This is a genomic window from Halobacterium noricense, from assembly GCF_021233435.1.
Lineage (GTDB): Archaea > Halobacteriota > Halobacteria > Halobacteriales > Halobacteriaceae > Halobacterium > Halobacterium noricense.
The window spans coordinates 253,645-278,617 of sequence record NZ_CP089468.1 but is presented as its reverse complement, the minus strand read 5'-3'; the positions used below and the strand labels follow the sequence as shown (position 1 = coordinate 278,617).

Here is a 24,973-nt window from a genome sequence, read left to right as displayed (position 1 = left end):
GCGGCGAGCACCGAGTATGGACTCCGGGAAGGCGAGCCGTCGGTTCTTCGAGGAGCACGTCGCCGAGCGGACGGGCGCGGACCGCGAGGACGTCCGACTGGGCCCGACGTACGGCGCGGACTTCGGCGTCGTAGACGTCGGCGACCGCGTCGTGGCGATGGCGACCGACCCCGTGTTCGTGCTCCGTGACCTCGGCATCGAGCGGGCGGCGTGGTTCGCGTTCCACATCTGCGTCAGCGACGCCGCGCTGTCGGGCCTCCCGCCCGCGCATCTCGCGGTGGACTTCAACCTCCCGCCGGGCACGAGCACGGAGACGTTCGACGCAATCTGGGACGTCTTCGACCGGGAAGCCGAGAAACTGGGCACGAGCCTGACGACCGGCCATACGGGCACCTACGAGGGGTGTGCGTTCCCGACGGTCGGCGGCGCGACCGCGCTCTCGATTGGCGGCCCCGACGACCTCGTGGTGCCGACGGGCGCGCGGCCGGGTGACCGCGTCGTCGTCACGAAAGGCCCGGCAATCGAGACGACGGGCGTGCTCGGCGTGCTGTTCGGGGACGACCTCCCGCTCCCCGAAGCCACGGTCGAGGCGGCCCGCGAGCGCTTCGACGACGTCAGCCCCGTCCGGGACGCGCTCACCGCGGCGGCCGCCGGGAACGTGACCGCGATGCACGACGCGACCGAGCGCGGGCTCGCGAACGCGTTCCACGAACTCGCGGCTGCCAGCGGCGTCTCGCTCGCAGTCGAGCGCGACCGCGTCCCCGTGCTCCCGGGCGTGCGCGAGGTCTGCGAGTACTTCGACATCGACCCGTGGACGACCTCCAGCGAAGGGACCGTAGTTTCGACTGTCGCTCCCGGAGACGTAGACGCGGTGCTAGCGGCGCTCGACAGCGAGGGCATTCCGGCCGCGGAAGTCGGGTCAGTTGGGGAGCGAACCCCGGACGGCGAGCGCGTCACTGTAGACGGCGTTCCGCTCCCGGAACCCGAATCCGACCCGCTGTGGGGTGCCTACGAGACCGGACGCGAGCGGTTCCGGAGCGAGTGAGGGTGCCGAGTGTCGGGCGGCGTCCGGAGGGTTCTTTGCGACGCGCGGCCAGCGTTCCGACGATGCGAGCGAGGAACCAGCCATGGGCATAGTCGAGGAGTTCCTCGACCTGAAAGACGAGACCGACGCCGACCTGCTCGCGATGCAGGTCGGGGATTTTTACGAATTCTTCGCGGCGGACGCGCGCACGGTCGCGGACGTCCTCGACCTGCAGGTCTCCGAGAAGTCCGCGCACGGGTCGTCGTACCCGATGGCGGGCGTGCCCGTCGACGATCTGACGCCGTACGTCGCGACGCTCGTCGAGCGCGGCTACCGGGTCGCCATCGCCGACCAAGTCGAGGATGGCGCCGACGACATCGAACGCGAAATCACCCGAATCGCCACGCCGGGGACGTTCGTGGATGTGACCGGCGCGGACACCCGCTACCTCGCGGCGGTCGTCCGCGGCGACGCGTGGGGGCTGGCGTTCGTGGACGTGACGACGGGCCAGTTCCACGTCGCGGACGCCGAGACGGAGACGGACGTGCTGACGGAACTCCACCGCTTCAGCCCCGAGGAGGTGCTGCCCGGTCCGGAGTTGCGCAGCGACGACGACTTCCTCGGCGCGCTCCGGGAGCGCGCGGACGCGACGCTGACGCTGCACGAGGCGTCGGCGTTCGCGCCCGGGAAGGCCGCCCACAGCGTGCGCGAGCAGTTCGGCGACGGCGCGCTCGACAGCCTCGGCGTCGACAGCGACAGTCCGGCAGCGCGGGCGGCGGGTGCGGCCATCGACTACGTGGCGGCGACGGACGCGGGCGTGCTGGCGTCGCTGACCCGCCTCCAGCCGTACCGCGCGGACGACCACGTGGAACTGGACGCGACGACCCAGCGCAACCTCGAACTCACCGCGACGATGGGCGGGGACGGCGACGGGTCACTGTTCGCTACCCTCGACCACACGGTGTCGGCGGCGGGCGGCCGACGCCTCCAGGCGTGGCTGACCCGTCCGCTCCGGGACCGTGCGGAACTGGCGCGCCGGCAGGCCGCGGTCGGCGCGCTCGCGGACGCGCCGCTCGCGCGTGACGCGCTCCGGGACGTGCTCGGCGACGTCTACGACCTCGAACGCCTCGCGAGCCGGGCGGCTGGCGGGCGCGCCGACGCGACGGACCTGCTCCGAATCCGGGAGACGCTGGCGGCGCTCCCCGAGGCCGCGGACGCACTCGAATCCGACCCCGACCTCGCGGACTCGCCCGTGACGGAGGTTCTCGACGGCGTGGACCGCGAGGCGGCCGCAGGCGTGCGCGCCGAACTGGACGCCGCGCTCGCCGACGACCCACCGAAGACGCTCCGCGAGGGCGGGCTGCTGCGGGAGGGCTACGACGACGAACTCGACGAACTGCTGCAAGAAGCCCGCGAGCACGAGGAGTGGCTGGACGGGCTCGCTACCCGCGAGAAAGACCGGCTGGGCATCACGCACTTGCAGGTCGACCGGAACAAGACCGACGGCTACTACATCCAGGTCGGCAAGTCCGAGACCGACGCGGTGCCCGAGGCGTACCGCGAGGTGAAGTCGCTGAAGAACTCCACGCGGTACACCACCGAGGAGCTCGAAGAGCGCGAGCGCCGGATTCTGCGCGTCGAGGAGGAGCGCGGCGACCTCGAGTACGAGCTGTTCGACGACCTGCGCGAATGGGTCGGCGGGCACGCCGAAGCGCTCCAGCGCGTCGGCCGCGCGCTCGCCGAACTGGACGCGCTCGCCAGCCTCGCCGAGCACGCCGCCGCGAACCGCTGGGTGAGCCCCGACCTCGTGGACGGCGACGACCTCGCAATCGAGGGCGGCCGCCACCCCGTCGTCGAGCAGACCACCGAGTTCGTGCCGAACGACGCCCGATTCGGCGAAGGGAGACGGTTCCTCGTCGTCACTGGCCCGAACATGAGCGGGAAGTCGACGTACATGCGGCAGGTCGCGCTCATCGTCCTGCTCGCGCAAGTCGGCAGCTACGTCCCCGCGGACAGCGCCCGCATCGGGCTCGTGGATGGCATCTACACGCGGGTCGGCGCGCTGGACGAACTCGCGCAGGGCCGCTCGACGTTCATGGTGGAGATGCAGGAGCTGAGCCGCATCCTCCACGCCGCGACCGAGCGCTCGCTCGTGATTCTGGACGAGGTCGGGCGGGGGACGGCGACCTATGACGGCATCTCGATTGCGTGGGCAGCCACGGAGTATCTGCACAACGAAGTCAGGGCGAAAACCCTGTTCGCGACGCACTACCACGAGCTGACGGCGCTCGCCGATCACCTCGCGGACGTCGCGAACGTCCACGTCGCCGCCGAGGAGCGCGACGGTGACGTGACGTTCCTGCGGACAGTCCGGGACGGCGCGACCGACCGCTCGTACGGCGTCCACGTTGCGGATCTCGCAGGCGTTCCCGACCCGGTCGTGGACCGCTCGCGGGAGGTACTGGACCGCCTCCGCGAGGAGAAAGCCGTCGAAGCACGCGGCTCCGCGAGCGAACCCGTGCAGGCGGTGTTCGACCTCGACTCCGGCGAGTTCGACGCGGGCAGCGCGAGTGAGCCGGCAGCAGAGGCAGAGAGCGCGGCGGACGGCGGCGAGGCAACGGAACTCGACCCCGAGGCGCGTGAAGTCCTCGACAACCTCCGTGACGTGGACGTGGACGAGACGCCGCCCGTGGAACTGCTCTCGCGCGTGCAGGAGTGGCAGCGGCGGCTGGAGGAGTAGCAGCGCGGGATTGATACGCGCGGGCCGCCTGCCGGCGAGTATGACTGACGGCGACCGCATCCGGGAGCTGGACGACGCGACCGTAGCCCAGATTGCGGCGGGCGAGGTCGTCGAGCGACCCGCGAGCGTGGTGAAGGAGCTCGTGGAGAACAGCCTCGACGCGGACGCCACGAGCATCGACGTCACCGTGGCCAGCGGCGGCCGCGACCGAATCGTCGTCGCCGACGACGGCCACGGGATGACCGGCGAGGACCTTCGCGCGGCGGTCCACCAGCATACGACGAGCAAGCTCAGCGACGCCAGCGAGCTGGACGCCGTGGCGACGCTTGGCTTCCGGGGTGAAGCCCTCTACACCATCGGCTCGGTCTCCCGGATGACGGTGACGACGCGCGCCCGGGACGCGGGCGACTCCGGGTCGACGCTCGCCGTCGAACACGGCGGCGTCGGGGACGTACAGCCGGCTGGGCGGCCGGCCGGGACCACGGTGGAGGTCGCGGACCTGTTCGCGGAGACGCCGGCGCGCCGGAAGTACCTCAAGCGGCCGGCGACGGAGTTCGCGCACGTCAACCGCGCGGTGACGCGATACGCGCTCGCGAACCCGGACGTAGCGGTGTCGCTGACCCACGACGGCCGCGAGGTGTTCGCGACGACCGGCAGCGGGGACGTACGGGACGCGGCGCTGTCGGTGTACGGCCGTGAGGTCGCCCAATCGCTCGTTCCGGTGGACGCGACACCCGAGGGCCCAGTCGAGCGCGTGCACGGCTACGTCTCGGAGCCGGAGACGACGCGTTCGACCCGCGAGTACCTCGCGACGTACGTGAACGGCCGCTCGGTCCGCGACTCGGTGCTCCGCGAAGCCGTCCTCGACGCCTACGGCGGCCAACTCGCCGCGGACCGCTACCCGTTCACGGTGCTGTTCGTGGAGACAGACGGTGTGGACGCGAACGTTCACCCGCGAAAGATGGAGGTCCGGTTCGAGCAAGAAGATGGCGTGCAGGCAGCCGTCGAGGACGCGGTACGTGACGCGCTGCTGGACGCCGGCATCGTGCGCTCGCAGGCACCGCGGGGTGCGTCGAAACCAGGAGACGCGACGATTTCGCCCGCGAACGACCGCGACGAGAGCGAGAATTCTGCGGAAGGGGCGACGCGCGAGGCCGACACGTCCAGCGCGCCCGCGGACGTCGCCGTCGAGAGCGCGGAACACCAGAGCCGCGTGACGGACTCGCTGTCGAACAGCGAGCCCGAGTCGACCGAGCGGAAGCCGAGCGGGACTGAACGGGAGTCGAACACGAGCGAGTCGACGGGAGACGCGACGACGAGCGATAGCGAATCCAGCGAGCGCGCGAGCACTCGTTCGTCGTTCGACGCGCCGACGGAGAACGCGCGACTCACGGAGCAGTCCGACGGGGCGGACGACGAGGACGCAGCGGACGACTTCGATTCGCTGCCGGAGTTGCGCGTGCTCGGCCAGTTGGCGGAGACGTACGTCGTCGCGGAGACCGACGACGGACTCGTGCTCGTCGACCAGCACGCGGCCGACGAGCGCGTCCACTACGAGCGGCTGCGCGAGCAAGTCGGCGGCGCGTCGCAGGCGCTCGTTTCGCCGGTCGAACTGGAGTTGACGGCGGGGGAGGCGGCGGTCTTCGACGCGGCAATCGAGGACCTGCGCTCGCTCGGATTCGATGCGGAGTTGTCGGGGCGGACAGCACGCGTAACGGCGGTGCCGGCGGTGCTGGCGGACGTACTCGACCCCGAGTTGGCGCGGGACGTGCTCGCGGACTTCGTGGCGGACGCGGGCGGTGACCCGGTCGCGGACGCCGCGGACGACCTGCTCGCGGACCTCGCGTGTCGGCCCGCCGTGACCGGGAACACGTCGCTGACAGAAGGGTCGGTCGTGGCGCTGCTGGAGCGACTGGCCGGCTGCGAGAACCCGTACGCGTGCCCGCACGGCCGGCCGACGCTGATTCGCGTGGACGCCGACGAACTCGCCGAGCGCTTCGAGCGCGACTACCCCGGGCACGGCGGGCGGCGACGCGAAGACGGCGGGAACTAAACCCCGGCCGCCGTACCGCGGGGTATGGACCTCGTGACGTTCGGCGAGACCCTGCTCCGGCTCTCGCCACCCGGACAGGAGCGACTGGAGCGCGCGACCGAACTACAGTTCCGCGCGGCGGGCGCGGAGAGCAACGTCGCGGTGAACGCCGGCCGGCTCGGCGCGGACACCGCGTGGCTGTCGAAGCTCCCGGACTCGCCGCTGGGCCGGAAGGTGACGGCGACGCTGCGTGCGCAGGGCACCGAGCCCGACGTGGCGTGGAGCGAGACCGGGCGGCAGGGCACGTACTACCTCGAACAGGCGGGCGAGCCCCGCGGGACGAACGTCGTCTACGACCGCGCGAACGCCGCGGTGACGACCGCGACGCCCGACGAGCTCGCGACCGAGCGCGTCGACGCGGCACAGTACTTCTACACGAGCGGCATCACGCCCGCACTCTCGGAGACGCTCGCGGAGACCACCGCCACGCTGCTGGAGCGCGCGAAGGCCGCGGGGACGACGACGGCGCTGGACGTGAACTACCGCGCGAAGCTCTGGGAGCGCGAGGAAGCCCGCGAGGTGCTGGAGACGCTGTTCCCGGACGTGGACGTGCTCGTCGTCGCGGAGCGAGACGCCCGCCACGTGCTCGCCCGCGAGGGGAACACCGGCGAAATCGGGCGCGGGCTGGCCGACGAGTTTGGCTTCGAGACGGTAATCGTGACGCTGGGCGCGGACGGCGCGCTCGCGGTCCACGACGGCGACGTCTACGAGCAGCCAGCGTTCGAGGCCGACACGTACGACGCGGTCGGCACGGGCGACGCCTTCGTCGGTGGGTTCCTCGCGCGCCGCATCGAGGGTGGCGACGTGCGGGACGCCCTGGAGTGGGGCGCGGCGACCGCGGCGCTGAAGCGCACGATGCCCGGCGACACCGCGCTGGTCACGCGCGAGGAGGTCGAGGGCGTGCTGGCGGGCGAGGGCGCGGCAATCAACCGCTGACGCGCGCGGTCGCCAGCCGACCCGTCGGAAACGGTTACCTGTTTGTCGGGTAGGCGGGATAACACGTGGCCGCAAGGCGTTTTTGTCCGAGTGCACTCCGGTTCGAACGCGATGAAACGAACAGCGACCGCTGCACTGCTGACGGTGTTGGTCGTCGCGAGCGCCGGGACGACGGCTGCCGCGGCGGCAGCGACCAGTACGCAGGGCAGTGGCGCAGTGTCAGAGGCACAGAGTGGGTCGGCGTACGCCGGGACGCACGTGCAGTTCGACGTCCGGCAGAACGCCGTGGTGAACTACAGCGTCGGCGGGGACGCCGCCCTCGACAGCGTGAAAGTCCAGTCGGAGTCCGCCACCGACGGCGGCGTCGGCGTGGACGTCGGCGTCGACCTCTCGACGGTGACGAGCATCGCCGGGAGCGCGCTCTCGATGCGGACGAGCGCGAACGCCGGAGCCGAAATCGCCGCCGAAGGGTCGGCGTCGATGACCGCCCACGACAACGACCACGGCATCCTCGTCGTGGCGGCGGGCGGCAACAGCCAGGTGGTCGTGGCGAACGTCTCCGAGGGAACGACGGCCGAGAGCGAGTCCGACAGTCAGGTCGAGGTGACGACGGCGAACGGCACCCAGGGGACGTTCGTGGTCGTCGGGAACGGCTCCGTAACCGTCAACGAGGACGGCGACGTCTCCGCGCGGCTCGACAGCAACTCGCGGCTCGTGTTCCGCGCGTACCCCGAGGAGAAGTCCAGCGAGGACGACCAGACCGAGGAGTACATCGCGTCCGGGACGGCGACCGGCGAGGTGTACGTCGAACAGCAGGACGGCGAGATGGTGACTGACACGGTGACGTACAGCCAGCAGACGGCCATCGCGGCCGAGCAGGCCGCCGAGGACACCGTTCGCGTGACCGTCAACCGCACCCGCGAGCGCGGGAAAATCGTCGTCACGAGCGTCAGTGAGGCCGCGGTCGGGACCGTCTCCGACCTCAACGTGGCGGTGGACGGCGAAGCCGCCGTCGAAGCGTCCGCGTACAGCGAACTGGAGGGCGCAATCGGCGGCGACGCCTCGCGGTACATGGTGAAGCAGTCGTCGACCGCGTCGTCGAAGGCGAAGGTGTACGTCGCGCTCAGCCACTTCTCGAAGCGCACCATCGAGATGACGGGGAGCGAAACCACCGAAACGACGCAGACGGCGCAGGGCACGGTGACGAGTGAGACGACGACCACCGCCGAGACGACGGCCGCAGACACCACCGAGTCTGGTGGCGACGGCGGCGAGACCGGCGGCGGCGCGCCCGGATTCGGTCTCGGCACCGCGCTGGTCGCGGTGCTCGGCGCGGCGCTGTACGCGCTCCGGCAGTAGCGACTGCGAACCGACTTCCGCACATTCTCTCGGCGCGGCCGACTCCGGCGCGCGTCGCTCCGGGCCGAAACCATTTCTCGCGGGCGCTCGTCGAGTCGACTATGACGCGACCGCACGTAGTCGTCGTCGGAGCGTACGGGAGCGCGGGCGTCGCGGCCGCCGAAGCGTTGGCCGAGGCGGACGTGGAACTGACACTCGTCGACGACGGCGAGCCCGGTGGCGGGCTCTGCATCCTCCGCGGGTGCATGCCCTCGAAGGAGGTGCTATCGGCGGTCGCGCACCGCTATCAGGCGCGCCACGACGACCGGCTGGTCGGGAGCGTGCCGGACGTCGACCTGAACGCGGTCGTCGAGCGGAAGGACGACAACGTGCTCGGATACGCCGAGCACCGCCGGAGCGCGGTCCACGATCTCGCGGACCGCGACAACGTCGCGTTCCACCACGAAACCGTCGAGTTCGTCGACGACCGCACGCTGGACGTGGGCGGCGAGCGCGTCGAAGCGGACTACGTCGTGCTCGCGACCGGGTCGACGCTGAATGTCCCCGGCCTCCCGGGCATCGACGACGTGGACTGGATGGGGAGCCGGGACGTGCTCGACGCGACGGAGTTCCCGGACTCCGGGGTCGTGATGGGGTTCGGCTACGTCGGCCTCGAACTCGTCCCGTACCTCACGGAAGCGGCGGGGATGGACATCACCGTCATCGAGCACGACGACCGGCCGCTGGACGACTACCATCCGTCGTTCGGCGAGGAACTGCTGGAGATGTACCGCGAGGAGTTCGGCGTCGAGATTCGCACGGAGGTCCGCGAGGAGCGCGTCGAGGCGACGGCGGATGGCGGCGCACGCGTCCACCTCGACGACGGCTCCGTCGCCGCGGGCGACCAGTTGTTCCTGTTCACGGGCCGCAAACCGTCGTTCCCGGACGGAATACAGAGAACCGCGCTCTCCCCGGATTCAGGCTGGGTCGGGGACACGATGCAGGCCACGGACGACGACCGCGTGTTCGTCGTCGGTGACGCCGTCGGCGACCGCATGCTCCTGCACACGGCCAAAGAGGAGGGGTACCTCGCGGGCCGGAACGTCGCCCACCGCGAGGCTGGTGAACCCCTAGAAGAGTACGACCCGCTCCCGCACAAGGTGATGTTCTCGGGCGCGGGCGTCTACCCGTTCGCGTCACTCGGGCTGACGGCCGAGCAGGCGCGCGCGGAAGGCCACGAAGTCGTGACCGCGCAACGCGACGCCAGCGACGACGGCGTGTTCAAAGCGAAGGTCGCCTCGCGAGGGACGGCGCGGCTGGTCGTGGACGCCGACGACGGCACCGTGCTCGGCTACCACGGCCTCCACTACGACGCGGACGCGATGGCGAAGACGATGCAGGTGATTCTGGAGGGAGCGATGGACGTCCGGGAGCTCCCGGACCGCGCGTACCACCCGACGACGCCCGAGATTCTGGACGGGCTGTTCCGCGAGACCGCCGCGCAGTTGTAGGGAGCGCTGGCGTCGTCAGTCCGGGCGCAGCCACGCGGTGTCGTACTCGCCGAGCACGCTGTCGACGGCGCTGGCGAGTTCCTCGAAGCGGTCCGTCGGCAGGCGGTCGGTGGTGACGAACGCGCCGTGGTAGCCGTGGATGACGCGCGTGAGGTAGCCGTGCTCGAACGCGCGGATGGTGAACTGGTAGTCGCCGAGTTCGGTGTCCTCGTAGATGCGCTTGGACTTGAAGCCGCTGCGCTCCTCGTTCGCGAATCCGACGATGTTCGCGCCGGATTCGAGGTCGTCGCGGAGGTAGATCTGCTGCTCGTGGGTGGTGTCGAAGTACGTGACGCTCCGGAGGCGGTCGCCGACCGTGGTTCGGCAGACGCTGACGAGTTCGTCCGCGAACTCCTCGTCGAGGTTGCTATCGTTTCCCATACTGGGTCTGCGGAGAGGGCCAGTAAAAAATCACGGGTGAGCTACGACGAACCGGGAAGTGCGCGGCGCCCACCGCATCGCCGACCGGCTCGTCGAGCTGAACGAGTACTGAGCCGGACAACGTTTTTCTCGGCGGCCGAGAACCACCCGAACGGGATGGTCCCCGACCTGCGCGACGACGTTCCGACCGAGGAGGTACAGTTGCCCGACGGCCGCACGCTGGCCTACGTGGAGTACGGCGACCCCGACGACACGCCCGTGTTCTTCTGTCACGGCACGCCGGGGTCCCGAATCTCCGGACAGCTCGGCCGCGACGCGAAAGCCGACGTCGGCGCGCGAGTAATCGCGCCCGACCGCCCGGGATTCGGCGCGTCCGACCGCCAGCCCGGTCGGGGGTTCGCGGACTGGGCCGCCGACGTGGCGGCGCTCGCCGACGACCTCGACATCGAGGAGTACGCCGTCGTCGGCTTCTCCGGGGGTGGGCCGTACGCGCTGGCGTGCGCCGCGCACAATCCCGAGCGTGTGACGGGCTGTGCCGTCGTCTCTGGCATCGGGCCGCCCGGCTCTGCGCGCGGCGACCTAGGGTTCGAGCGTGCGCTGGCGTCCGCGTCGCGGGTGTCGCCGCAGTTCGGCCGGCCGCTCGTCTGGCTGATGGCGCGCACCGTCGCGAGCGCGGACTCGTTCACGGACGTGGTCGGCGAACCCGACACGGACCTCGCGGACCCGCGGCGCGGCGAGAGCGGGCGCGTGCTCCTAGCTGACTTCCGCGAGGGACTGCGTCAGGGGACGACACCGCTAGCAACCGACTACAGCGTGCTCTACGGCGCGTGGGACTTCGACCTCGCGGACGTCACGGTGCCGACGCGCGTGTTCCACGGGAAAGTCGATACCAACGTCCCGGTCGCGGCGGGCGAACGCGTCGCCAGCGCGGTGCCGGACGCCGACCTCACGGTCTACGAGGCCGCGGGCCACTTCCGGCCAATCGTCGAGGAGGCGCGCGACGTCTTCGGCTGGGCGGTCGGGCACGAGGAGAGCGCGAGCGGCGGGTAGGCGTTACGATGGGACGGTGCAGCCTTCGACGTACTCGACGTCCGCGACGGAGTCGATGGCGGGGTCGTCGCCACAGACTGGACAGTCGGGGTTCTTCGCGACTGGCACGGTCTCGAAGGACATGTCGCCGGCGTCGTAGAAGAGGAGGCGGCCGGTGAGGCGCTCGCCGTAGTCGAGCAATCCCTTCACGCACTCGGTGGCCTGAATGCAGCCCATCGTCCCGGGGAGGATGCCGAGGACGCCCGCGGTCGCGCAGTCCGGAATCGTCCCCTCGGGTGGTGCCTCCGGGAACAGGCAGCGGTAGCAGGCGTTCCCGGGTTCGTACGTGATGGCCTGGCCCTCGAAGCGGTAGATGGCGGCGTGGCTGAACGGGATGTCGCGGAGCACACACGCGTCGTTGACGAGGTAGCGCGTCGCGAAGTTGTCCGAACAGTCCACCACGTAGTCGACGCCGTCGAGGAACTCGCCGACGTTCGACTGGTCGAGGCGCGTGACGTGCGCGTCGACGTCCACGTCGGGGTTGAGGTCCTCGACGTACTCGCGAGCGCTCTCGGCCTTCGGGCGGCCGATGTCGGCGTCTGCGTGGATGATTTGGCGCTGGAGGTTCGAGCGCTCGACGTCGTCGTGGTCGACGATGCGGAGCCGGCCGACGCCCGCGGCCGCGAGGTACTGGATGACCGGCGCGCCCAGACCGCCCGCGCCCACCACGAGCACGTCGCCGTCGAGCAGGCGTTTCTGCCCCTCGGCACCGACGTCGTCCATGATGATGTGTCGCGAGTAGCGGTCGAGCTGCACCGGGTCGAGATTCAGCCCGGACATACCCGGGGAGACGGCGCGGGCGCGGGTAAGCGTTTCCCGTCGGGCAGTACGCGTCGACGAGGCTGCCGCTGGCGGGTGCAGCGACGAAAGAACTACGGGTACCCCTACCCGGCAGTGGCTCATACCGACTCCCCCGGTAAATGTCTTGTCAGGTCGAATCGCTGCTTGCTGCGGTAGACTAATTCCCAGAAGAAGCCCTCTATCCGCCGTATTCGGCGGTTTCTGATTCGGGCGGGAGCGCGCGACGGACTCGTCGGGCTGTAGTGACGACCTCGTCGCTCGCGCGCCCGATTGCACTCAACAGCGGATGCGAGGACGACAGCGACTGGTAGAGATACTCGTTGAGCGGGCGCGCCGCCGCCGACGGCACGTGGACGGTCTTCGGTTCGAGGTCGCCCGCCTGGCGGCGGACGGCGAGGTCCTGGCAGTCGGCTTCGAGGGCATCGAGGTCCGCGAGGAGCTGCCGGAGTTCGTGCGGCGGACAGCCGTAGAACGGCCGCGAGCGAATCGCCACCAGGTCCTCGTGGACCGCGTGAAGCGTCCGCTCGGCGTCGTCGAGCGCGCTCGCCTCGTCGTCGAGGTCCGAGCGGAGTCGCTTGCGGCTGCGTTTGGACTCGCGGCCCGCGGCGAGCAGTTGGTCGCGCAGGAGCGGCGTCACGCGAGCGGCCTGCCGGAGCACCATCGCCAACTCCGCACCGAACTCCGAGGCCACGCTCTCCCAGTAGGTGTCGCCGTACTCGGCCGCGTAATGCGGGGTGTCCATGACCGTCTCGACGTACGCCTCCCGAATCGCGGCGCTCGCGGTGCTGTCGGCGTGGTCGCTTCGAGCGGCGAGCGTGGTCGTCGCCGACCGAGCGGGCACCGAGTCGGCCGCCCCGGCGTCGGCGTCGACCGACTGGACGCGCCGACAGAACCGCCCGAACGCGTTTGCTTCCGTCTGGAGGATGTGGCGCTCGCGGCGGAGCGCGCGGCGCGCGTCGAGAATCCACTCCCCGAAGCTCGCGGTCGCGGCGGTCCCGTCCCCCCGAGTGGCAGACTGTGGCATAGCCGTGGCTTCGACAGCGCTCGTATAGAAGCCTGCTAGGAGTACTATATTGGTCTCGGTGCCCGTCCCCACCCGGGACCGAGTTCGGCCGGTGCGTTCAGGTGGCCGCGTCGTCAGTAGCGAAGTAGAGATGAACGCGCGACGCGGTGCCGAGTACGTGATTGCCGATGAGTGACGCGCCGGAGTCCCCGTTTCTGGACGCGCTCGACGACGTGTTTCTGGAGTTCGAGAGGACGGAGCCGTCGTGGTGGGGAACCGGGCCGCCGGGAACGTGACCGGCTACACCGACGCCGAGTTGGCGGCGGCGACGGTCGGCAACCTCGACGACGGCTTCTACGTCGAGGACGACGGCCCCGGAATCCCCGAGGAGGAACGGCAGCCCGTCTTCGAGCGGGGCTACTCGACGACCCCCGAGGGAACGGGGTTCGAGCTCGCCATCGTCGCGGAAGTCGCGCACGCCCACGGCTGGGACGTCGTCGTGACCGACAGCGCGAGCGGCGGCGCGCGCTTCGAGTTCGTCGAAGCTGACGCACAGCGAGAGGAGGGCCTGGCGGATTGTGAACCAGAGGAAGACGTGCTCGCTCACTCCGTTCGCTGCGCGCGACTTCCAGGGTCCAAATCCGCCAACCGGTTCGTCGTCGCTCGCCGTAGCGAGCGACACCTGCATGGGGCCTGGCGGATTTGAACCACCGCTCACCCGGTGTCCCACGACACCCGCTTAGAGACGAGCGCCGATATGAGCCGGGGGCTTTGAACCAGACTAAGCTAAGGCCCCTCGCACACCGCTTCCCGTGGCCGAACCTTTAGCCTGTCGGGATTCCACGACAGCGCAGTCGGCGCGGCGCGAGTGAGTGTGGAAGAAGCGCCGTCGAGGAACGAAGTTCCTCGGCCCGCCAGACGTAGTCTGGCAACGTCGAGAGACGTTCCTGCTCGCCTCGCGTCGCCCGGCTGTCGTTCGAGAGAGCAAAGCTCTCTCGTGATGACGAAAGGCGCGAAACGCCTTTCGAACCACGCGGGCTGCGACTCTCGGGCACGAGCCCTTTCAGCGACTACGATTACGGCTGTCGCGCAGCCGTCGCTGCGCGAGCAGCCGGTGAGAGAAGTACGCCGTCGAGAGACTACGTCTCTCGGGCCGTGAATTTCGCAGAAATTCACGCCACCACCAGGGCTCGAACCTGGGACAACCTGGGTAACAACCAGGTGCTCTACCAACTGAGCTATGGCGGCTCGCACCCGTTTCTACCCGGTGCGTTTTGAAATGGCTTTCGTTTCGCCAGCAGGCTCGGGCATCGACACGGCTTAGGCGCGGCCGCGTGAATTCGGCCGCATGAGCGACTTCGAGACGGTCCTCGACGCCGTCCGCGAGCGCGTGGACCCGACGCCGGCCGAACGGCGCGCGCTCGCCGAGGCCGCAGAGCGACTGGCCGACCGAGCGCGGGACGCCATCGCGGAGTTGCCCGTCGAGGCGGATGTCATGCAGGTCGGGAGCACGGCGCGCGGGACGTGGGTCGCGGGCGACCGTGACATCGACCTGTTCGTGCGATTCCCGCCGGACCTGCCGCGCGAGGAACTGCAGGAGTACGGGCTCGAAATCGGGAACGGCGTGCTGCCGGAAGGCCGCGAGGAGTACGCCGAACACCCCTACGTGAAGGGGACGTTCGAGGGGTACGACGTCGACCTCGTGCCGTGCTACCGGCTGGAGTCCGCGACCGACATCCAGTCGGCGGTCGACCGCACGCCGTTCCACAACGCGTACCTCGAAGCGCGCCTGAGCGAGGCGGACGCCGGCGACGTGCGGCTGTTCAAGCAGTTCCTGAAGGGCATCGGCGCGTACGGCAGCGACCTCCGGACGCAGGGGTTCTCAGGCTATCTCACGGAACTGCTCGTGCTGGAGTACGGCGGATTTCGGGAGACGCTGGACGCGATTCGGGGCTGGCAGCCGCCGGTCGTCCTCGACCCCGAGGACCACGCGGAAGCGGAGTTCGACGACCCGCTGGTGGTCGTCGACCCGACCGACCCGGAGCGCAACGTTGCCGCGGTCGTCTCCGCGGAGAACGTCGCGCGCGTCCAGCACTACGTCCGCGAGTTCCTCGCCGACCCCGACGAGAGCGTCTTCGAGCCGACGACGCCCGACCCGCTCGGCGCGGAGGCGGTCCGCGAGTACGTTGCCGAGCGCGGGACGACACCGCTGGCGGTCGTCTTCGAGGCGCCGGACCTCGTGGAAGACCAACTCTACCCGCAGTTGTATCGCTCCCGGGACGGGCTCGTGCGCGGACTCGAAATCGGGGGGTTCGAGGTGCTGCGCGCGGCGACGTGGGCCGAGGACCGCGCGGTGCTGTTCGCGGAGCTGTCCGTGAGCGAGCTCCCGGAAGTCGAGCGCCACGAGGGGCCACCCGTCCACGTCGGCGGACACGCGCAGGGGTTCTACGAGAAGTACGCGGACAGCGACGCCGCAGGTCCGTTCCTCGACGGCGACCGGTACGTCGTCGAGCGCGAACGCGCCGTCACGACCGCCCGGGAGTTCGTCGAGACCCAACTCGAAGACGTCGCTCTCGGCGCGCACGTCGAATCCATCGTCGAAGCCGGCGACTACGAAGTGCTCGCTGGCGAGGCGGTTTCGGAACTCGCGGACGGGTTCGGTGTGGAACTCGCAGCGTACTTCGAGCCGTCCGTCGCGTCGGCCAGCGTCCGGACGCGGTCGGCGAGCAGGCCGTAGCCTTCGGTGGTGACGTGCATCCGCGAGATTGGGTCGTGGCGGTGCGCGTCGAAGCCCGCGCTCACGAGGAAGACGTCCGGGTCGAACTCGGCGAGTGCGGGTTCGAGCAGTTCGTCGAACGCCGCACAGAAATCCGCGTCCCCGGAGCCCGCGGGGAACGGCGCGTTCAGCGTCGAGCCGACGCCGTCACCCTCGCCGTACTCGTCGGCGTCACCGGTCCCCGGGTAGAGGCCGTCCTCGTGCACGGACGCGTAGAAGACGTCGCTGCAGTCGTAGAAGATGTCCTGCGTGCCGTTGCCGTGGTGGACGTCCCAGTCGAAGATGGCGACGCGGTCCGCGCCGAGGTCGTCGAGGGCGTACTGGGCGGCGACGGCGGCGTTGTTCAGGAAACAGAAGCCCATCGCGTCGTCGAAGACCGCGTGGTGGCCTGGTGGCCGGCCGAGCGCGAACGGCGTGTTCCGGCCGTCCGCGCCGTTCACCGCCGCGCGCGTGGCGTCCTTTGCGAGGCCCGCGCTGGCGAGCGCGGCCGGCCACGTCTCCTCGGAGGCGGTCGTGTCCGGGTCCCAGTCACCGCCACCGGACTCACAGAACTCGCAAATCTCGTCGACGTACGCGGGGTCGTGGACCGCCGCGACGTCGGCTTCGGTGGCGGGCGTGGCACCTTCGTAGGTGACGCTGTGGCGCTTGGCGAGCCCGCGCTTGATGGCGCGCAGCCGGTCCGGGCTCTCGGGGTGGCGCGGGCCCGGGTCGTGTGCGAGACACGTCTCGCTGAACCCGAATCTCATTCCACGAGCTCGAAGTACGTCTGGACGTCCTCGGCCTGTACGGTGCGTCGTCCCGCGTGCTCGGCGAGCACGGCAGCGCCCTGCGCGGCGTCCGAGGCGAACGACTCCAGGAGGTCCGCGAGCGCGACCCGGGCGTCCTTGGAGACGCGGAACCGGTCGTCGAGGTCGAGACGCGCGATGCGGTCGACCGGCGCGACCGGCAGCGTGAGTTCGTCGGCGTCGGGCACCTCGTCGACGCCGAAGTCCGCCGCCATCAGGGTCTTTCGGCCGTCCGCGGCCGCGCGTTCGGCGGCGTCCTGCGCGAGCGATGCGCCGCGGCGCTGGATGCGCCGTGCGAGTTCCTCGGCCGCGTCAGCGCTCACCCGCAAGTCACCCGCGTGTCGCCGGATGATGGTGTCGACCGGCGCGAACGGGAGTTCGACGCTCATGCGTCAATGGGTGGCTGTCGCACGCTTAACTGTTTCCGTTGAAACGCATTCCGCCACCACGCATTTGGGAACTGCACCCAAACCACTGGATATGGCGAAAAATCCCCACCAGGCGAACGCCGAAGAAACCGCCGACCAGGAGGTCGACGCCGACGAGGAGGAAGCCGAGGAGGTCGTCGAGGAGCGCCGCGAAGCCGACGAGGAGTATCGGGAGGAACGAATCAAGGAGGAAATCGAGCACGAGGACGAGGAGCGCTACCAGGAAGCCCGCGAGGAGACGAACGCGGACAACCACCCGGACGACGCCGAGTGGGACTAGTGTAGCTCCTCGGCGCGGAGGCGGCCGTCCTGGAGGAGCCCCCGGGCGGTCACTTCCTGCCCGAGCGTCACGTCCGCGTCCGTCTCCACGCTCACAGTCTCCGCGCCGTCGTCCAGAATGACGGGGTTCTGGGCCTGCACGACGACGCCCGTGAACTCGACTTCTTCGCCGTCGTCGGTGTCGCCGTCCTCGCTCGACGAGCCGTCGTCAGCGTCGTCGCTGCTCGGGTCGTTGCCGTCCTCGAATGCCGACAGTCCAGTTGGACTACTGCTCGAGTCGCCACCGTCGTCGCCGGTCGTCGCGCCGTCTGCGAGCGGGATGACCGACGACTGCCAGCCCGCGGACGCCTCGATGTCGTCCTGCCAGCCGTCCTGAATCTCGACGTCCACGAACGCCACCTCGTCGCCCGGGCCGATGTCGAGGTCGGCCTTGTCGCCCCACAGCGCCACGCGGATGTCGCCCGTGTCGTCCTGCACGCGCACGTTCCGGACTTGACCTTCGCTGCCGTCGTCGCGGTCGAACGTACGTTTGGGGTCGGCGGAGCGAATGACGCCCGAAATGTCGGCGACGTCGTCGAGTTCGAGGTTCTCGATGGGTGTGGTGTCCGGTACGAACGCGACGTCCGCGTCGACGGGCTCGACCGCGCCGCGGTCGCCGACGTGGAGTTCGAGGCTGCCGTCGCGCTCGCGGACGTAGCCGTCCACGACCTCGACGACCTCGCCCTGCGAGAGTTCGGTCGCGGTCTCGGCCTGGTCGTCCCAGAGCGTGACGCGCACGCGCCCGGTTTCGTCGCCGAGCACGACGTTCGAGACCTTCCCTTCGCTGCCGTCGTCGCGGTCGAACGTCCGCACCTCCTCGGTGCCCAGCACTTCGCCCGTGAGGTTCACGTCCGAGATGCCCAGCGAGAGGTCCTCGACGCGGTACTCGTCCTGCACCGGGACGTCGACTTCCTCGTCGTTGTCCACCTCGACCTGGTCGGCGCTGACCTCGATGCCGTTGTAGCCGTCCTTCGGACGACCCTTCACGCGGAGTACGTCGCCGACTTCCAGTTGGTCTTTGGCACCCTCGGCCTGCTCGTCCCACAGCGACAGCCGGACGCTGCCGGTCTCGTCGGCGACGTCGACGTTGACCACGCGGCCCTCCGGGTCCTCGTCGTCGTCGCGCTCGAACGTCCGCACGTCGCCGACGCTCGTCACCTTCGCGATGAACTTCACCTCGTCCATCTCGGGTTCGACGTCCGCGACGCCGTTGACCTCGCCGTCCTCGAGCTCGTGGGCGATGAGCATGGCGGCCGTCTCCTCGTCGGCCAGTCCGCCCATCTGTTCGACCTTCGACTCGACGGCGTCCCGGAACTCCTCGAGGGACACGTCGGTGTCGAGGTCCCCGTAGACGTCCTCGATGTCGTCGCCCATAATCGTAGTTCACCCCAGACGCGAGCCGCGCATAAGCGTTGTCCTTGGGGAATTCCGCCGTCTCCGTCCGCGGGTCGTGGATGGCACACGGCAGGATGGCGCGGCCTCCGGTTTGAACCTACGGACTGTGCGTGCACCCCGAATCGTAACCGCTTTACGTAAGTCCGGGCTACGACAGAGTGAGTCCGGGTAGGGTAGTGGACTATCCTCTTGGCTTGCGGAGCCAGGGACCGGAGTTCAAATCTCCGTCCGGACGTTTTTCACTCGCTAGCGCTCGCTCAAAACGACCGGACGTGCCCGCGCTCGCTCTGCTCGCGCGGACTCCGTCCGGACGCTACATTCTCGCGCTGCCACGACCGCGAGCGACCGCCGTGCCGCCCGCTACCACCAGCCTGGGCACGAAGTTCTTAGCGGTGGGCCGAGTAGGTGTGGGTAATGAGCGAGGACCGGGCGGTGCTGTCGATAGACCCGCACGTGCACTCGGAGGGTTCGTACGACGGCAACGAGCCCGTGGAGCTCATCCTCGAGCACGCTAGCGACATCGAACTCGACGGGGTCGTGATAACGGACCACGACAGCATCAAGGAGTCGCTGCGGGCGGCAGAGCTGGCACCGGAGTACGGGCTGGTCGGGATTCCGGGCGTGGAGGTGTCGACGGGCGTCGGCCACGTGCTGGCAATCGGCGTCGAGGAGTGCCCGGAGCGCGGGCAGCCGTTCGAGGCGACCGTGCGCGAAATCCGCGAGCAGGGCGGCGTCGCAGTCGTCCCGCACCCGTTCCAGCGGAGTCGACACGGCGTGCGGCGGCGGAATCTCGGGGAGTGCGACGGCATCGAGGTGTACAACTCGATGGTGTTCACGGGCTACCGGAACCGGCGCGCGCGGAAGTTCGCGCAGCGCCACGACTACCCGCGGTTCGGCGCGAGCGACGCGCACTCGATTCGAAACGTCGGCCGGGCGTACACGGACGTCGCGCTGCCGGATGTCGATCCCGAGACGCCGGCTGGCGAGATTCCGACCGAGACCGTGCTGGCGGCGCTGCGCGCGGGCGAGACGGACATCCGGGGCAAGCGGACGCCGATTCACCGGAGCACGCGCCAGTACGCGAAGGGTGCGGCGCGGAAGAGCGCGTACCTGTTGACGAAGCGCCTGCCGTACGTCAGCCCGTGGCCGACGTCGATGGACAGCGCCTGACGAAACGCGTTTGCGTCCGGCAGCCGAAGCCGTGGTATGGATGCGGCGCTGCGCGCGGGAATCGCGATTCACAACGCGGGCCACTACCACGCCGCCCACGACGCGTGGGAGGCGGAGTGGCTCGCGCTCGACGACGGAGCCGACGAGCGACTGCTCCACGGGCTCATCCAGTTCTCGGCGGCCATCCACCACGCTCGCGACGGGAACTGGACGGGTGCGGTCGGGCTCTGTGAGAGCGCGGGCGAGTACCTCGCGGACCTCCCGTCAGACTACCGGGGCGTGAACGTGGACGGGGTTCGGGCGTACGTGGACGCGCTCGGCAGCGACCCGGAGCGCGTCGAACGCGTGGCACCACCAACGCTGACGTACGAGGGGCGGGCGCTCGAGCTCGGCGAGCTGGACGCGCCGGCAGGCGTGGAGGCCGCAGTCGCGCTCGCCGAAGCCCTCGGCTACGACGAGGACTTCGTCGAGACGGGCGCGGAGTACGCTCGCGAAGGACTCGCCGAGGGGGAGTTGAACGAGTTCGGCGTGCTGCTCTGTGACTTCGTCACCGAGCACGAGCAGCGCGCGCTCGTGGCGACGCGGCTCCGCCAGCACGTGCAGCGGCGGCAGCGCCGCGAGAAGGACGTAGCGGGACTGTTCGATTAGGCGTACGTCTGGTAGGCGATGAGCGCGGCGATACCGAGACACGCGACGCCGAGTGCACGTACCAGCCACGCCCACCAGCCGGGGATGGCTTCGTCAGTGCCGTAGTCGCCGCGGCGGCGACGGTTCGGTCCCATGAACACGGAGAGGCGGAGCGCCGCCCGTGGCGCGAGCAGCATCGCGAGTCCGAGCGCGGCGCCGAGCACGACCGCGAGGAGTTCGCGAAACTCGGCCATCTACGAGCGGAGCCGCTCGATGCGCTTCTCGGTCGGCGGGTGCGTGGAGACGAGCTTCTGGAGGAGGCCGCGGTCCTCGCCGAAGATGCACAGCGCGTTCACGTTCTCGTCGATTTTCGAGTCCTGGGAGCGCTCGTTGCCCTGCTGAATCTTTTCGAGGGCGCGCGCGAGCGGGTCGCCGCCGTTGATGGTACGCTTGGCGTCGGCGTCGGCGACGTACTCGCGGTAGCGGGAGATGGCGAGCACGAACAACATTACGAAGAACTGCACGAGGTTGCCGACGACGATGGCGAGGAAGAAGTCCGCGAGGTCGTTGTCGCCCGTGAACAGGACGATGTACTGGGCGACGATGCCGACGACGGAGGCGATTCCCTGCCCGATGACCATCATGACGACGTCGCGGTTGTCGATGTGCGCGAGCTCGTGGGCGATGACGCCCTCGAGTTCGTCGCGGTCGAGCAACTGGATGAGTTCGCGGGAGACGACGACCGTGCCGTCGCCGCGGCGGCCGACGGCGAATGCGTTCGGTACGCCCATGCTCGCGACCTTCAGGTTCGGCTTCTCCATCTTCCGGTCGCGACAGACCTTCTCGACGAACTGGTGAATCTGCTGGTACTCCCGTTCGTCCATGTCCTCCGCGCCGACGCTGCGGAGCGCCGCCCACTTGCCGATCTTGTACTGGACCCCGACGAGAAGGACGCTGCCCACGACGGCGATGCCGAGGATGGTGGTGGACTGGCCGAAGAAGAACCACGCGGCAGCCACTGCCACCGAGTAGAACGCGAAGAGGACGGCACCGACGATGGCCATCCGTACTTTGAGGCCGATGTGTCGCATACGGGAGAATTACGCACTCGCACGTATAAATCCATCTGTGAAGGGGTGACGCGGCCCCCGACGCTCTCCGGCGGTCGGCGCTCCGATACAGCCCCTGACAGGTCGGCGGTTACGAAACCTTCTCGTCGCCGTCCCACTCCGCGGAGTTGTCCTGCGGGTCGTAGCCCAAGACTTCCCGAGCCCGCTCCAGACTGTAGTACTTCCGCTCGTTGTCGGAGACACCGACAGGCTCGCTTCGCTCGCCTGTCGAGCCCTCGCTCGCTCCGCTCGCGAGGATGCCGTAGACGATTTCGTAGCGGTCGAGGAGAAAGGGCCGAACTACTCCGCGTCGGTGACCCGTTCGTCACCGTCCCACTCCGCGGAGTTGTCCTGCGGGTCGTAGCCCAAGACTTCCCGAGCCCGCTCCAGACTGTAGTACTTCCGCTCGTTGTCGGAGATGCCGTAGACGATTTCGTAGCCGCACTCGCCTCGCAGGCAGCAGTCGAAGAGGTGCGCGCAGTCGCGGTGGGAGAGCCACATCGCTTGCCCGCGCTCGTAGTCGATTGGCGGATGGCCCTCGGTGAGGTTGCCGATGCGGACGGCGACGAACGGGAGGTCGTGTTCGTCGTGGTAGTACCGGCCGAGCGTCTCGCCGGCGGCCTTCGAGACGCCGTAGAGGTTGCTGGGGCGCGGGAGTTCCGTGCCGTCGAGCCGGAAGTCGTCGTCCTCGCGGTAGAGGTCGGGCTTGCGCTCGGTCTCGTAGTGGCCGACCGCGTGGTTCGAGGACGCGAACACGAACTTCCCGACGTCCTCCTCGACGGCGACCTCGAGGATGGTCTGCGCGCCGTCGATGTTGTTCCGGAGCACGCTCTCCCACGGAGCTTCGGGGCGCGGGTCGCCGGCGAGGTGGATGACGGCGCCGACGCCAGCGACGGCTTCGCGGACGGCGTCCTCGTCGGTGACGTCGCCGACGACGACCTCGTGGTCGGTGTCCCCCGTGGGGGGTTCGCGGTCGAACAGCCGCCAGTCGTAGTCGTCGCCGATGCCGTCGAGGATGGCCTGCCCGACGCGCCCGGCGGCACCCGTGAGGAGAACCGGCTCGTCCATTCGATTGAGAGTCTCGGCGACCACCGAAATGAAAGATGCGGTTCGCCCGCCGAAGTGGTCGAATTCCCGACAGCACGACCGAGGCGACAACGATTAGCCGCGGCCGGCCGAGCATCCGGTATGGCATCCGACGCCCAGCAGGCGTGTTTCGAGGCGGGCATCAAATTCGGCGCGCTCTACCACCAGTTCGCGGGCACGCCCGTGAGCCCGGAGAGCGCGGACAGCCTCGAGACCGCCATCGAGGAGTCCATCGAGAACCAGCCGTTCTGCGAGTCCGTGACGGTGGACGTGCTCACCGAGAAACTGGACACGGACCACGGCTACACGGAACTCACGGGCGAGTACATGGAAGTCGAAATCGTCGTCGACTACGAGGGCCGCGAGGTCGTCGCGGAGATGGCGATGCAGGACGGCTACCCGCTGATGGAGTTGGCGAGCGTCGAGTAAGCCGCGTTCACGTCCACCACGAGGCGTGCTTTTAAACCAGATGCGGGCGAATCACGGGACATGAGTCAGTCATCCCTGGACGACGAGGAACTGTTCGGCGAGGCCGCCGAGGAGATGCGCGCGGACGTCGAGGAGCACCTCGACGCCGCTCGCGCGGAACTGCCCGCGGCCGACGACGTCTGGGACGTCGAGGCGGACAACACGCTCGGCGTGCTGAACGCGCTCCGCTCCGCGCTGGACGTCGAGGACGTCGAATCCCACCTCCGGGACGCGAAGAAGGCGTTCGTCGTGGGCGAGCGCGCGGACGCCTTCGAGGACGCCGACGACCTGAAGGCCGAAATCGACGCCGTCGAGGACGTGCTCGGCGACATCGAGACCGCCCGCGAGCAGGTCGGTGAGCTCGCGTCCACGGTGCCGGCGCTGCGCTCCGCGCTCGAAGAGGCCCACGAAGGGAGTGAGGGCGGCGAGGATGACGAGGAGAGCGACGAAGAAGCCGAAGAGTAGCGCTACTTGTGCGGCGGCCGGCTCGGGTCGCGGTCCCCGACTGCGTCCAGTAGGTCGCAGAGCGCGTCCGCGGCCAGCGACAGCAGTTCCTCCCCGCGGTCGGCGTCGCCCTCCGTCGGGTCGCCGACGACGCCGTTCTCGCTGAACTCGGCGCTATCGACGGCGAGGTTCGTGTGTGACTGCCAGTCCCCCCAGTGGTCGCTGGCGCCCTCGCGGGCGTCGTCCAGCCGGTCCTCGCGAACGAGCTTCGGGTGGGTGTGTCTGAGGAACGCGGTCTCCAGGGGGCCGGCGTGACCCATGTCGTCGCTGTGGTCGCCGACGGCGTCGAACCACGTGAACGGCACCGCGTACGCGTCGCCGTCGCGGGTGACGCGCTGGCAGACTTCGCCGAGCGCGGGGACGTTGCCGCCGTGGCCGTTCACGACGACGACGCGGTCCCAGCCGTGGCTCGCGAGGCTCTCGGTCACTTCGCGGACGTTCGCGCGGAACGTTTCCGGGGAGACCCACAGCGTCCCCGTGAACTGGCGGTGTTCCTCGGAGACGCCGACGGTCAAGGGTGGCGCGACCACGACCTCGCGGTCGTAGTTCGACGCCGCGGTCTCGGCGACGGTTTCGGCGGTGACGTGGTCGGTACCGAGCGGCGCGTGCGGGCCGTGCTGTTCCGTGCTGCCGACGGGGAGCACGGCGAGGTTCGTGTCGAGCGCGTCAGCGTCCGTCCAGGTCGCGTCCGCGAGTCGCATATACGACCGAACGCACGCCCCGGTTTTGTAGCCTGCCCCTCCGGCGAGGGTGGTGTTCAGATAAGGATTGGTCTGACTGCAGCTTCAGCCGGCGAATCAGCCGGTTCCCTGGTGGATTGAAAGGGCGAGGTGGTCTCGACGAACCCCGGCGAAGTAAGCACGTGAGCGACCAACGGGAGCGAACGCGCGCAGCGAGCCGCGGGAGTCGAGACTGCCGAGGGCTTTCAAAAGGCAACGTCGTCTCCGCTACTTTCGTCTGCTTATCTGAACACTGCCCCGGCGAGCGAGCCGGGGCCGCCACAACGGGCTTGGCGGCGGCCGCCCACGCGGGCGTATGGGGAAGACTGTCAGACTCGGCGAACTGGAAGCCGAACTGCAGGACGAAACGTACCCGCTCGACCGGGAGTACGTCGTCGAGTCGTACGGCGACTACGACCTCGACCTCGCGGGCGGCGAGGAGTCCGTCGAGGATGCACTCGGGCGCGTCGACGACGACCACTTCGAGAGCCACGCGGACCTCGTCGCGACCATCGAGGACGGCGTCGGCGGCGAAGCCGTCGGCCGCCGAAACTACACGGACCGCGGCGGGTCAGCCGGCGAAGGCGACCGCGAGAGCTTCTGAAGGCAGCGAGAAGCGGAGCGGTAAAGCGCG

23 protein-coding genes, 3 tRNA genes and 3 pseudogenes are annotated in these 24,973 nt (G+C 69.4%); 16 read left to right on the top strand and 13 right to left on the bottom strand.

Features of this window, described 5'->3' with window-relative positions:
* The first annotated feature begins 16 nt into the window (after positions 1-16).
* The 6 genes from LT974_RS01620 to LT974_RS01595 all read left to right on the top strand — a co-directional run bounded on the left by LT974_RS01620 (position 17) and on the right by LT974_RS01595 (position 9,641).
* Complete coding sequence (locus LT974_RS01620) at positions 17-1,045, top strand: AIR synthase family protein (RefSeq protein ID WP_232588905.1); 1,029 nt, start codon at positions 17-19, stop codon at positions 1,043-1,045.
* A gap of 82 nt (positions 1,046-1,127) precedes the next feature.
* The gene (gene mutS, locus LT974_RS01615) at positions 1,128-3,764 is read left to right on the top strand and encodes a DNA mismatch repair protein MutS (protein ID WP_232588904.1); all 2,637 of its coding nucleotides are present in this window, start codon (positions 1,128-1,130) and stop codon (positions 3,762-3,764) included.
* A gap of 40 nt (positions 3,765-3,804) precedes the next feature.
* A complete protein-coding gene (gene mutL, locus LT974_RS01610) occupies positions 3,805-5,817 on the top strand; it encodes a DNA mismatch repair endonuclease MutL (protein ID WP_232588903.1) in 2,013 nt (670 codons plus the stop codon).
* Positions 5,818-5,841: 24 nt separating this feature from the next.
* Complete coding sequence (gene kdgK1, locus LT974_RS01605) at positions 5,842-6,792, top strand: bifunctional 2-dehydro-3-deoxygluconokinase/2-dehydro-3-deoxygalactonokinase (RefSeq protein WP_232588902.1); 951 nt, start codon at positions 5,842-5,844, stop codon at positions 6,790-6,792.
* Between the two features lie 111 nt (positions 6,793-6,903).
* On the top strand, positions 6,904-8,151 hold the full coding sequence (locus tag LT974_RS01600) for a hypothetical protein (RefSeq protein WP_232588901.1): 1,248 nt from the start codon (positions 6,904-6,906) through the stop codon (positions 8,149-8,151).
* 101 nt (positions 8,152-8,252) lie between these two features.
* Positions 8,253-9,641 carry an FAD-dependent oxidoreductase gene (locus LT974_RS01595; protein WP_232588900.1) on the top strand — a complete coding sequence of 463 codons (1,389 nt, stop codon included), beginning with the start codon at positions 8,253-8,255 and terminating at the stop codon, positions 9,639-9,641.
* Positions 9,642-9,656: 15 nt separating this feature from the next.
* Here LT974_RS01595 and LT974_RS01590 read toward each other — a convergent pair whose 3' ends face one another.
* On the bottom strand, positions 9,657-10,061 hold the full coding sequence (locus tag LT974_RS01590) for a DUF7522 family protein (RefSeq protein ID WP_232588899.1): 405 nt from the start codon (positions 10,059-10,061) through the stop codon (positions 9,657-9,659).
* A 156-nt stretch (positions 10,062-10,217) separates the two neighbouring features.
* On the opposite strand from LT974_RS01590, the gene LT974_RS01585 reads away from it, so the two are divergent.
* Complete coding sequence (locus LT974_RS01585) at positions 10,218-11,111, top strand: alpha/beta fold hydrolase (RefSeq protein WP_232588898.1); 894 nt, start codon at positions 10,218-10,220, stop codon at positions 11,109-11,111.
* Between the two features lie 3 nt (positions 11,112-11,114).
* Here the strand turns inward: LT974_RS01585 and ubaA are convergent, their stop codons facing one another.
* Together ubaA and LT974_RS01575 are read right to left on the bottom strand one after the other, a co-directional pair.
* Positions 11,115-11,930: an SAMP-activating enzyme E1 gene (gene ubaA, locus LT974_RS01580; RefSeq protein ID WP_232588897.1), complete on the bottom strand. Its 816-nt coding sequence runs from the start codon at positions 11,928-11,930 to the stop codon at positions 11,115-11,117.
* A gap of 199 nt (positions 11,931-12,129) precedes the next feature.
* A complete protein-coding gene (locus tag LT974_RS01575; RefSeq protein WP_232588896.1) occupies positions 12,130-12,975 on the bottom strand; it encodes a DUF7260 family protein in 846 nt (281 codons plus the stop codon).
* Positions 12,976-13,282: 307 nt separating this feature from the next.
* Between LT974_RS01575 and LT974_RS01570 the strand changes: the two are divergent.
* A pseudogene (locus LT974_RS01570) lies at positions 13,283-13,510 on the top strand (sensor histidine kinase); the annotation flags it as partial.
* Positions 13,511-13,641: 131 nt separating this feature from the next.
* On the opposite strand, the gene LT974_RS01565 reads toward LT974_RS01570, so the two are convergent.
* A tRNA-Ile gene (locus LT974_RS01565) sits at positions 13,642-13,750 on the bottom strand.
* A gap of 379 nt (positions 13,751-14,129) precedes the next feature.
* Positions 14,130-14,202: transfer RNA gene (locus LT974_RS01560), tRNA-Asn, on the bottom strand.
* Positions 14,203-14,302: 100 nt separating this feature from the next.
* On the opposite strand from LT974_RS01560, the gene cca reads away from it, so the two are divergent.
* On the top strand, positions 14,303-15,691 hold the full coding sequence (cca, locus tag LT974_RS01555) for a CCA tRNA nucleotidyltransferase (RefSeq protein ID WP_232588895.1): 1,389 nt from the start codon (positions 14,303-14,305) through the stop codon (positions 15,689-15,691).
* Here cca and LT974_RS01550 read toward each other — a convergent pair.
* Both LT974_RS01550 and LT974_RS01545 read right to left on the bottom strand, forming a co-directional pair.
* Positions 15,637-16,476: pseudogene (locus LT974_RS01550) on the bottom strand (histone deacetylase family protein); the annotation flags it as partial. The gene cca and the pseudogene LT974_RS01550 overlap by 55 nt on opposite strands.
* Positions 16,473-16,904, bottom strand: a complete 432-nt coding sequence (locus LT974_RS01545) for a histone family protein (RefSeq protein WP_232588894.1) — start codon at positions 16,902-16,904, stop codon at positions 16,473-16,475. The pseudogene LT974_RS01550 and the gene LT974_RS01545, both read right to left, overlap by 4 nt.
* 91 nt (positions 16,905-16,995) lie before the next feature.
* Between LT974_RS01545 and LT974_RS01540 the strand changes: the two genes are divergently transcribed.
* Complete coding sequence (locus LT974_RS01540; RefSeq protein ID WP_232588893.1) at positions 16,996-17,223, top strand: hypothetical protein; 228 nt, start codon at positions 16,996-16,998, stop codon at positions 17,221-17,223.
* On the opposite strand, the gene LT974_RS01535 is transcribed toward LT974_RS01540, so the two are convergent.
* Positions 17,220-18,635 carry a single-stranded DNA binding protein gene (locus LT974_RS01535; protein WP_232588892.1) on the bottom strand — a complete coding sequence of 472 codons (1,416 nt, stop codon included), beginning with the start codon at positions 18,633-18,635 and terminating at the stop codon, positions 17,220-17,222. The two genes, LT974_RS01540 and LT974_RS01535, sit on opposite strands and share 4 nt — an antisense overlap.
* Positions 18,636-18,818: 183 nt before the next feature.
* On the opposite strand from LT974_RS01535, the gene LT974_RS01530 reads away from it, so the two are divergent.
* From LT974_RS01530 to LT974_RS01520, 3 genes are all read left to right on the top strand, one after another.
* A tRNA-Arg gene (locus tag LT974_RS01530) sits at positions 18,819-18,891 on the top strand.
* Between the two features lie 179 nt (positions 18,892-19,070).
* Positions 19,071-19,826 carry a PHP-associated domain-containing protein gene (locus LT974_RS01525; protein WP_232588891.1) on the top strand — a complete coding sequence of 252 codons (756 nt, stop codon included), beginning with the start codon at positions 19,071-19,073 and terminating at the stop codon, positions 19,824-19,826.
* Positions 19,827-19,862: 36 nt separating this feature from the next.
* Positions 19,863-20,474, top strand: coding sequence for a DUF309 domain-containing protein (locus LT974_RS01520; protein ID WP_232588889.1), 612 nt, complete (start codon positions 19,863-19,865; stop codon positions 20,472-20,474).
* Here the strand turns inward: LT974_RS01520 and LT974_RS01515 are convergent.
* From LT974_RS01515 to azf, 4 genes and pseudogenes are all read right to left on the bottom strand, one after another.
* The gene (locus LT974_RS01515; RefSeq protein WP_232588888.1) at positions 20,471-20,707 is read right to left on the bottom strand and encodes a hypothetical protein; all 237 of its coding nucleotides are present in this window, start codon (positions 20,705-20,707) and stop codon (positions 20,471-20,473) included. The two genes, LT974_RS01520 and LT974_RS01515, sit on opposite strands and share 4 nt — an antisense overlap.
* On the bottom strand, positions 20,708-21,517 hold the full coding sequence (locus tag LT974_RS01510; RefSeq protein ID WP_408611730.1) for a M48 family metallopeptidase: 810 nt from the start codon (positions 21,515-21,517) through the stop codon (positions 20,708-20,710). It abuts the gene before it with no gap.
* 136 nt (positions 21,518-21,653) lie between these two features.
* Positions 21,654-21,767, bottom strand: a pseudogene (locus tag LT974_RS01505) (NAD(P)-dependent oxidoreductase); the annotation flags it as partial.
* Between the two features lie 95 nt (positions 21,768-21,862).
* Positions 21,863-22,630 (bottom strand): NAD-dependent glucose-6-phosphate dehydrogenase Azf, encoded by a 768-nt coding sequence (azf, locus tag LT974_RS01500; RefSeq protein ID WP_232588886.1) that lies wholly within the window; start codon positions 22,628-22,630, stop codon positions 21,863-21,865.
* A 120-nt stretch (positions 22,631-22,750) separates the two neighbouring features.
* Between azf and LT974_RS01495 the strand changes: the two genes are divergently transcribed.
* Both LT974_RS01495 and LT974_RS01490 read left to right on the top strand, forming a co-directional pair.
* Positions 22,751-23,077 (top strand): dihydroneopterin aldolase family protein, encoded by a 327-nt coding sequence (locus LT974_RS01495; RefSeq protein WP_232588885.1) that lies wholly within the window; start codon positions 22,751-22,753, stop codon positions 23,075-23,077.
* 60 nt (positions 23,078-23,137) lie between these two features.
* Positions 23,138-23,581: a DUF5790 family protein gene (locus tag LT974_RS01490; protein ID WP_232588884.1), complete on the top strand. Its 444-nt coding sequence runs from the start codon at positions 23,138-23,140 to the stop codon at positions 23,579-23,581.
* Between the two features lie 2 nt (positions 23,582-23,583).
* Here LT974_RS01490 and LT974_RS01485 read toward each other — a convergent pair whose 3' ends face one another.
* On the bottom strand, positions 23,584-24,321 hold the full coding sequence (locus LT974_RS01485) for a creatininase family protein (protein ID WP_232588883.1): 738 nt from the start codon (positions 24,319-24,321) through the stop codon (positions 23,584-23,586).
* Positions 24,322-24,655: 334 nt separating this feature from the next.
* Between LT974_RS01485 and LT974_RS01480 the strand changes: the two genes are divergently transcribed.
* Positions 24,656-24,943 carry a DUF5789 family protein gene (locus tag LT974_RS01480; RefSeq protein WP_232588882.1) on the top strand — a complete coding sequence of 96 codons (288 nt, stop codon included), beginning with the start codon at positions 24,656-24,658 and terminating at the stop codon, positions 24,941-24,943.
* Positions 24,944-24,973: the final 30 nt, after the last annotated feature.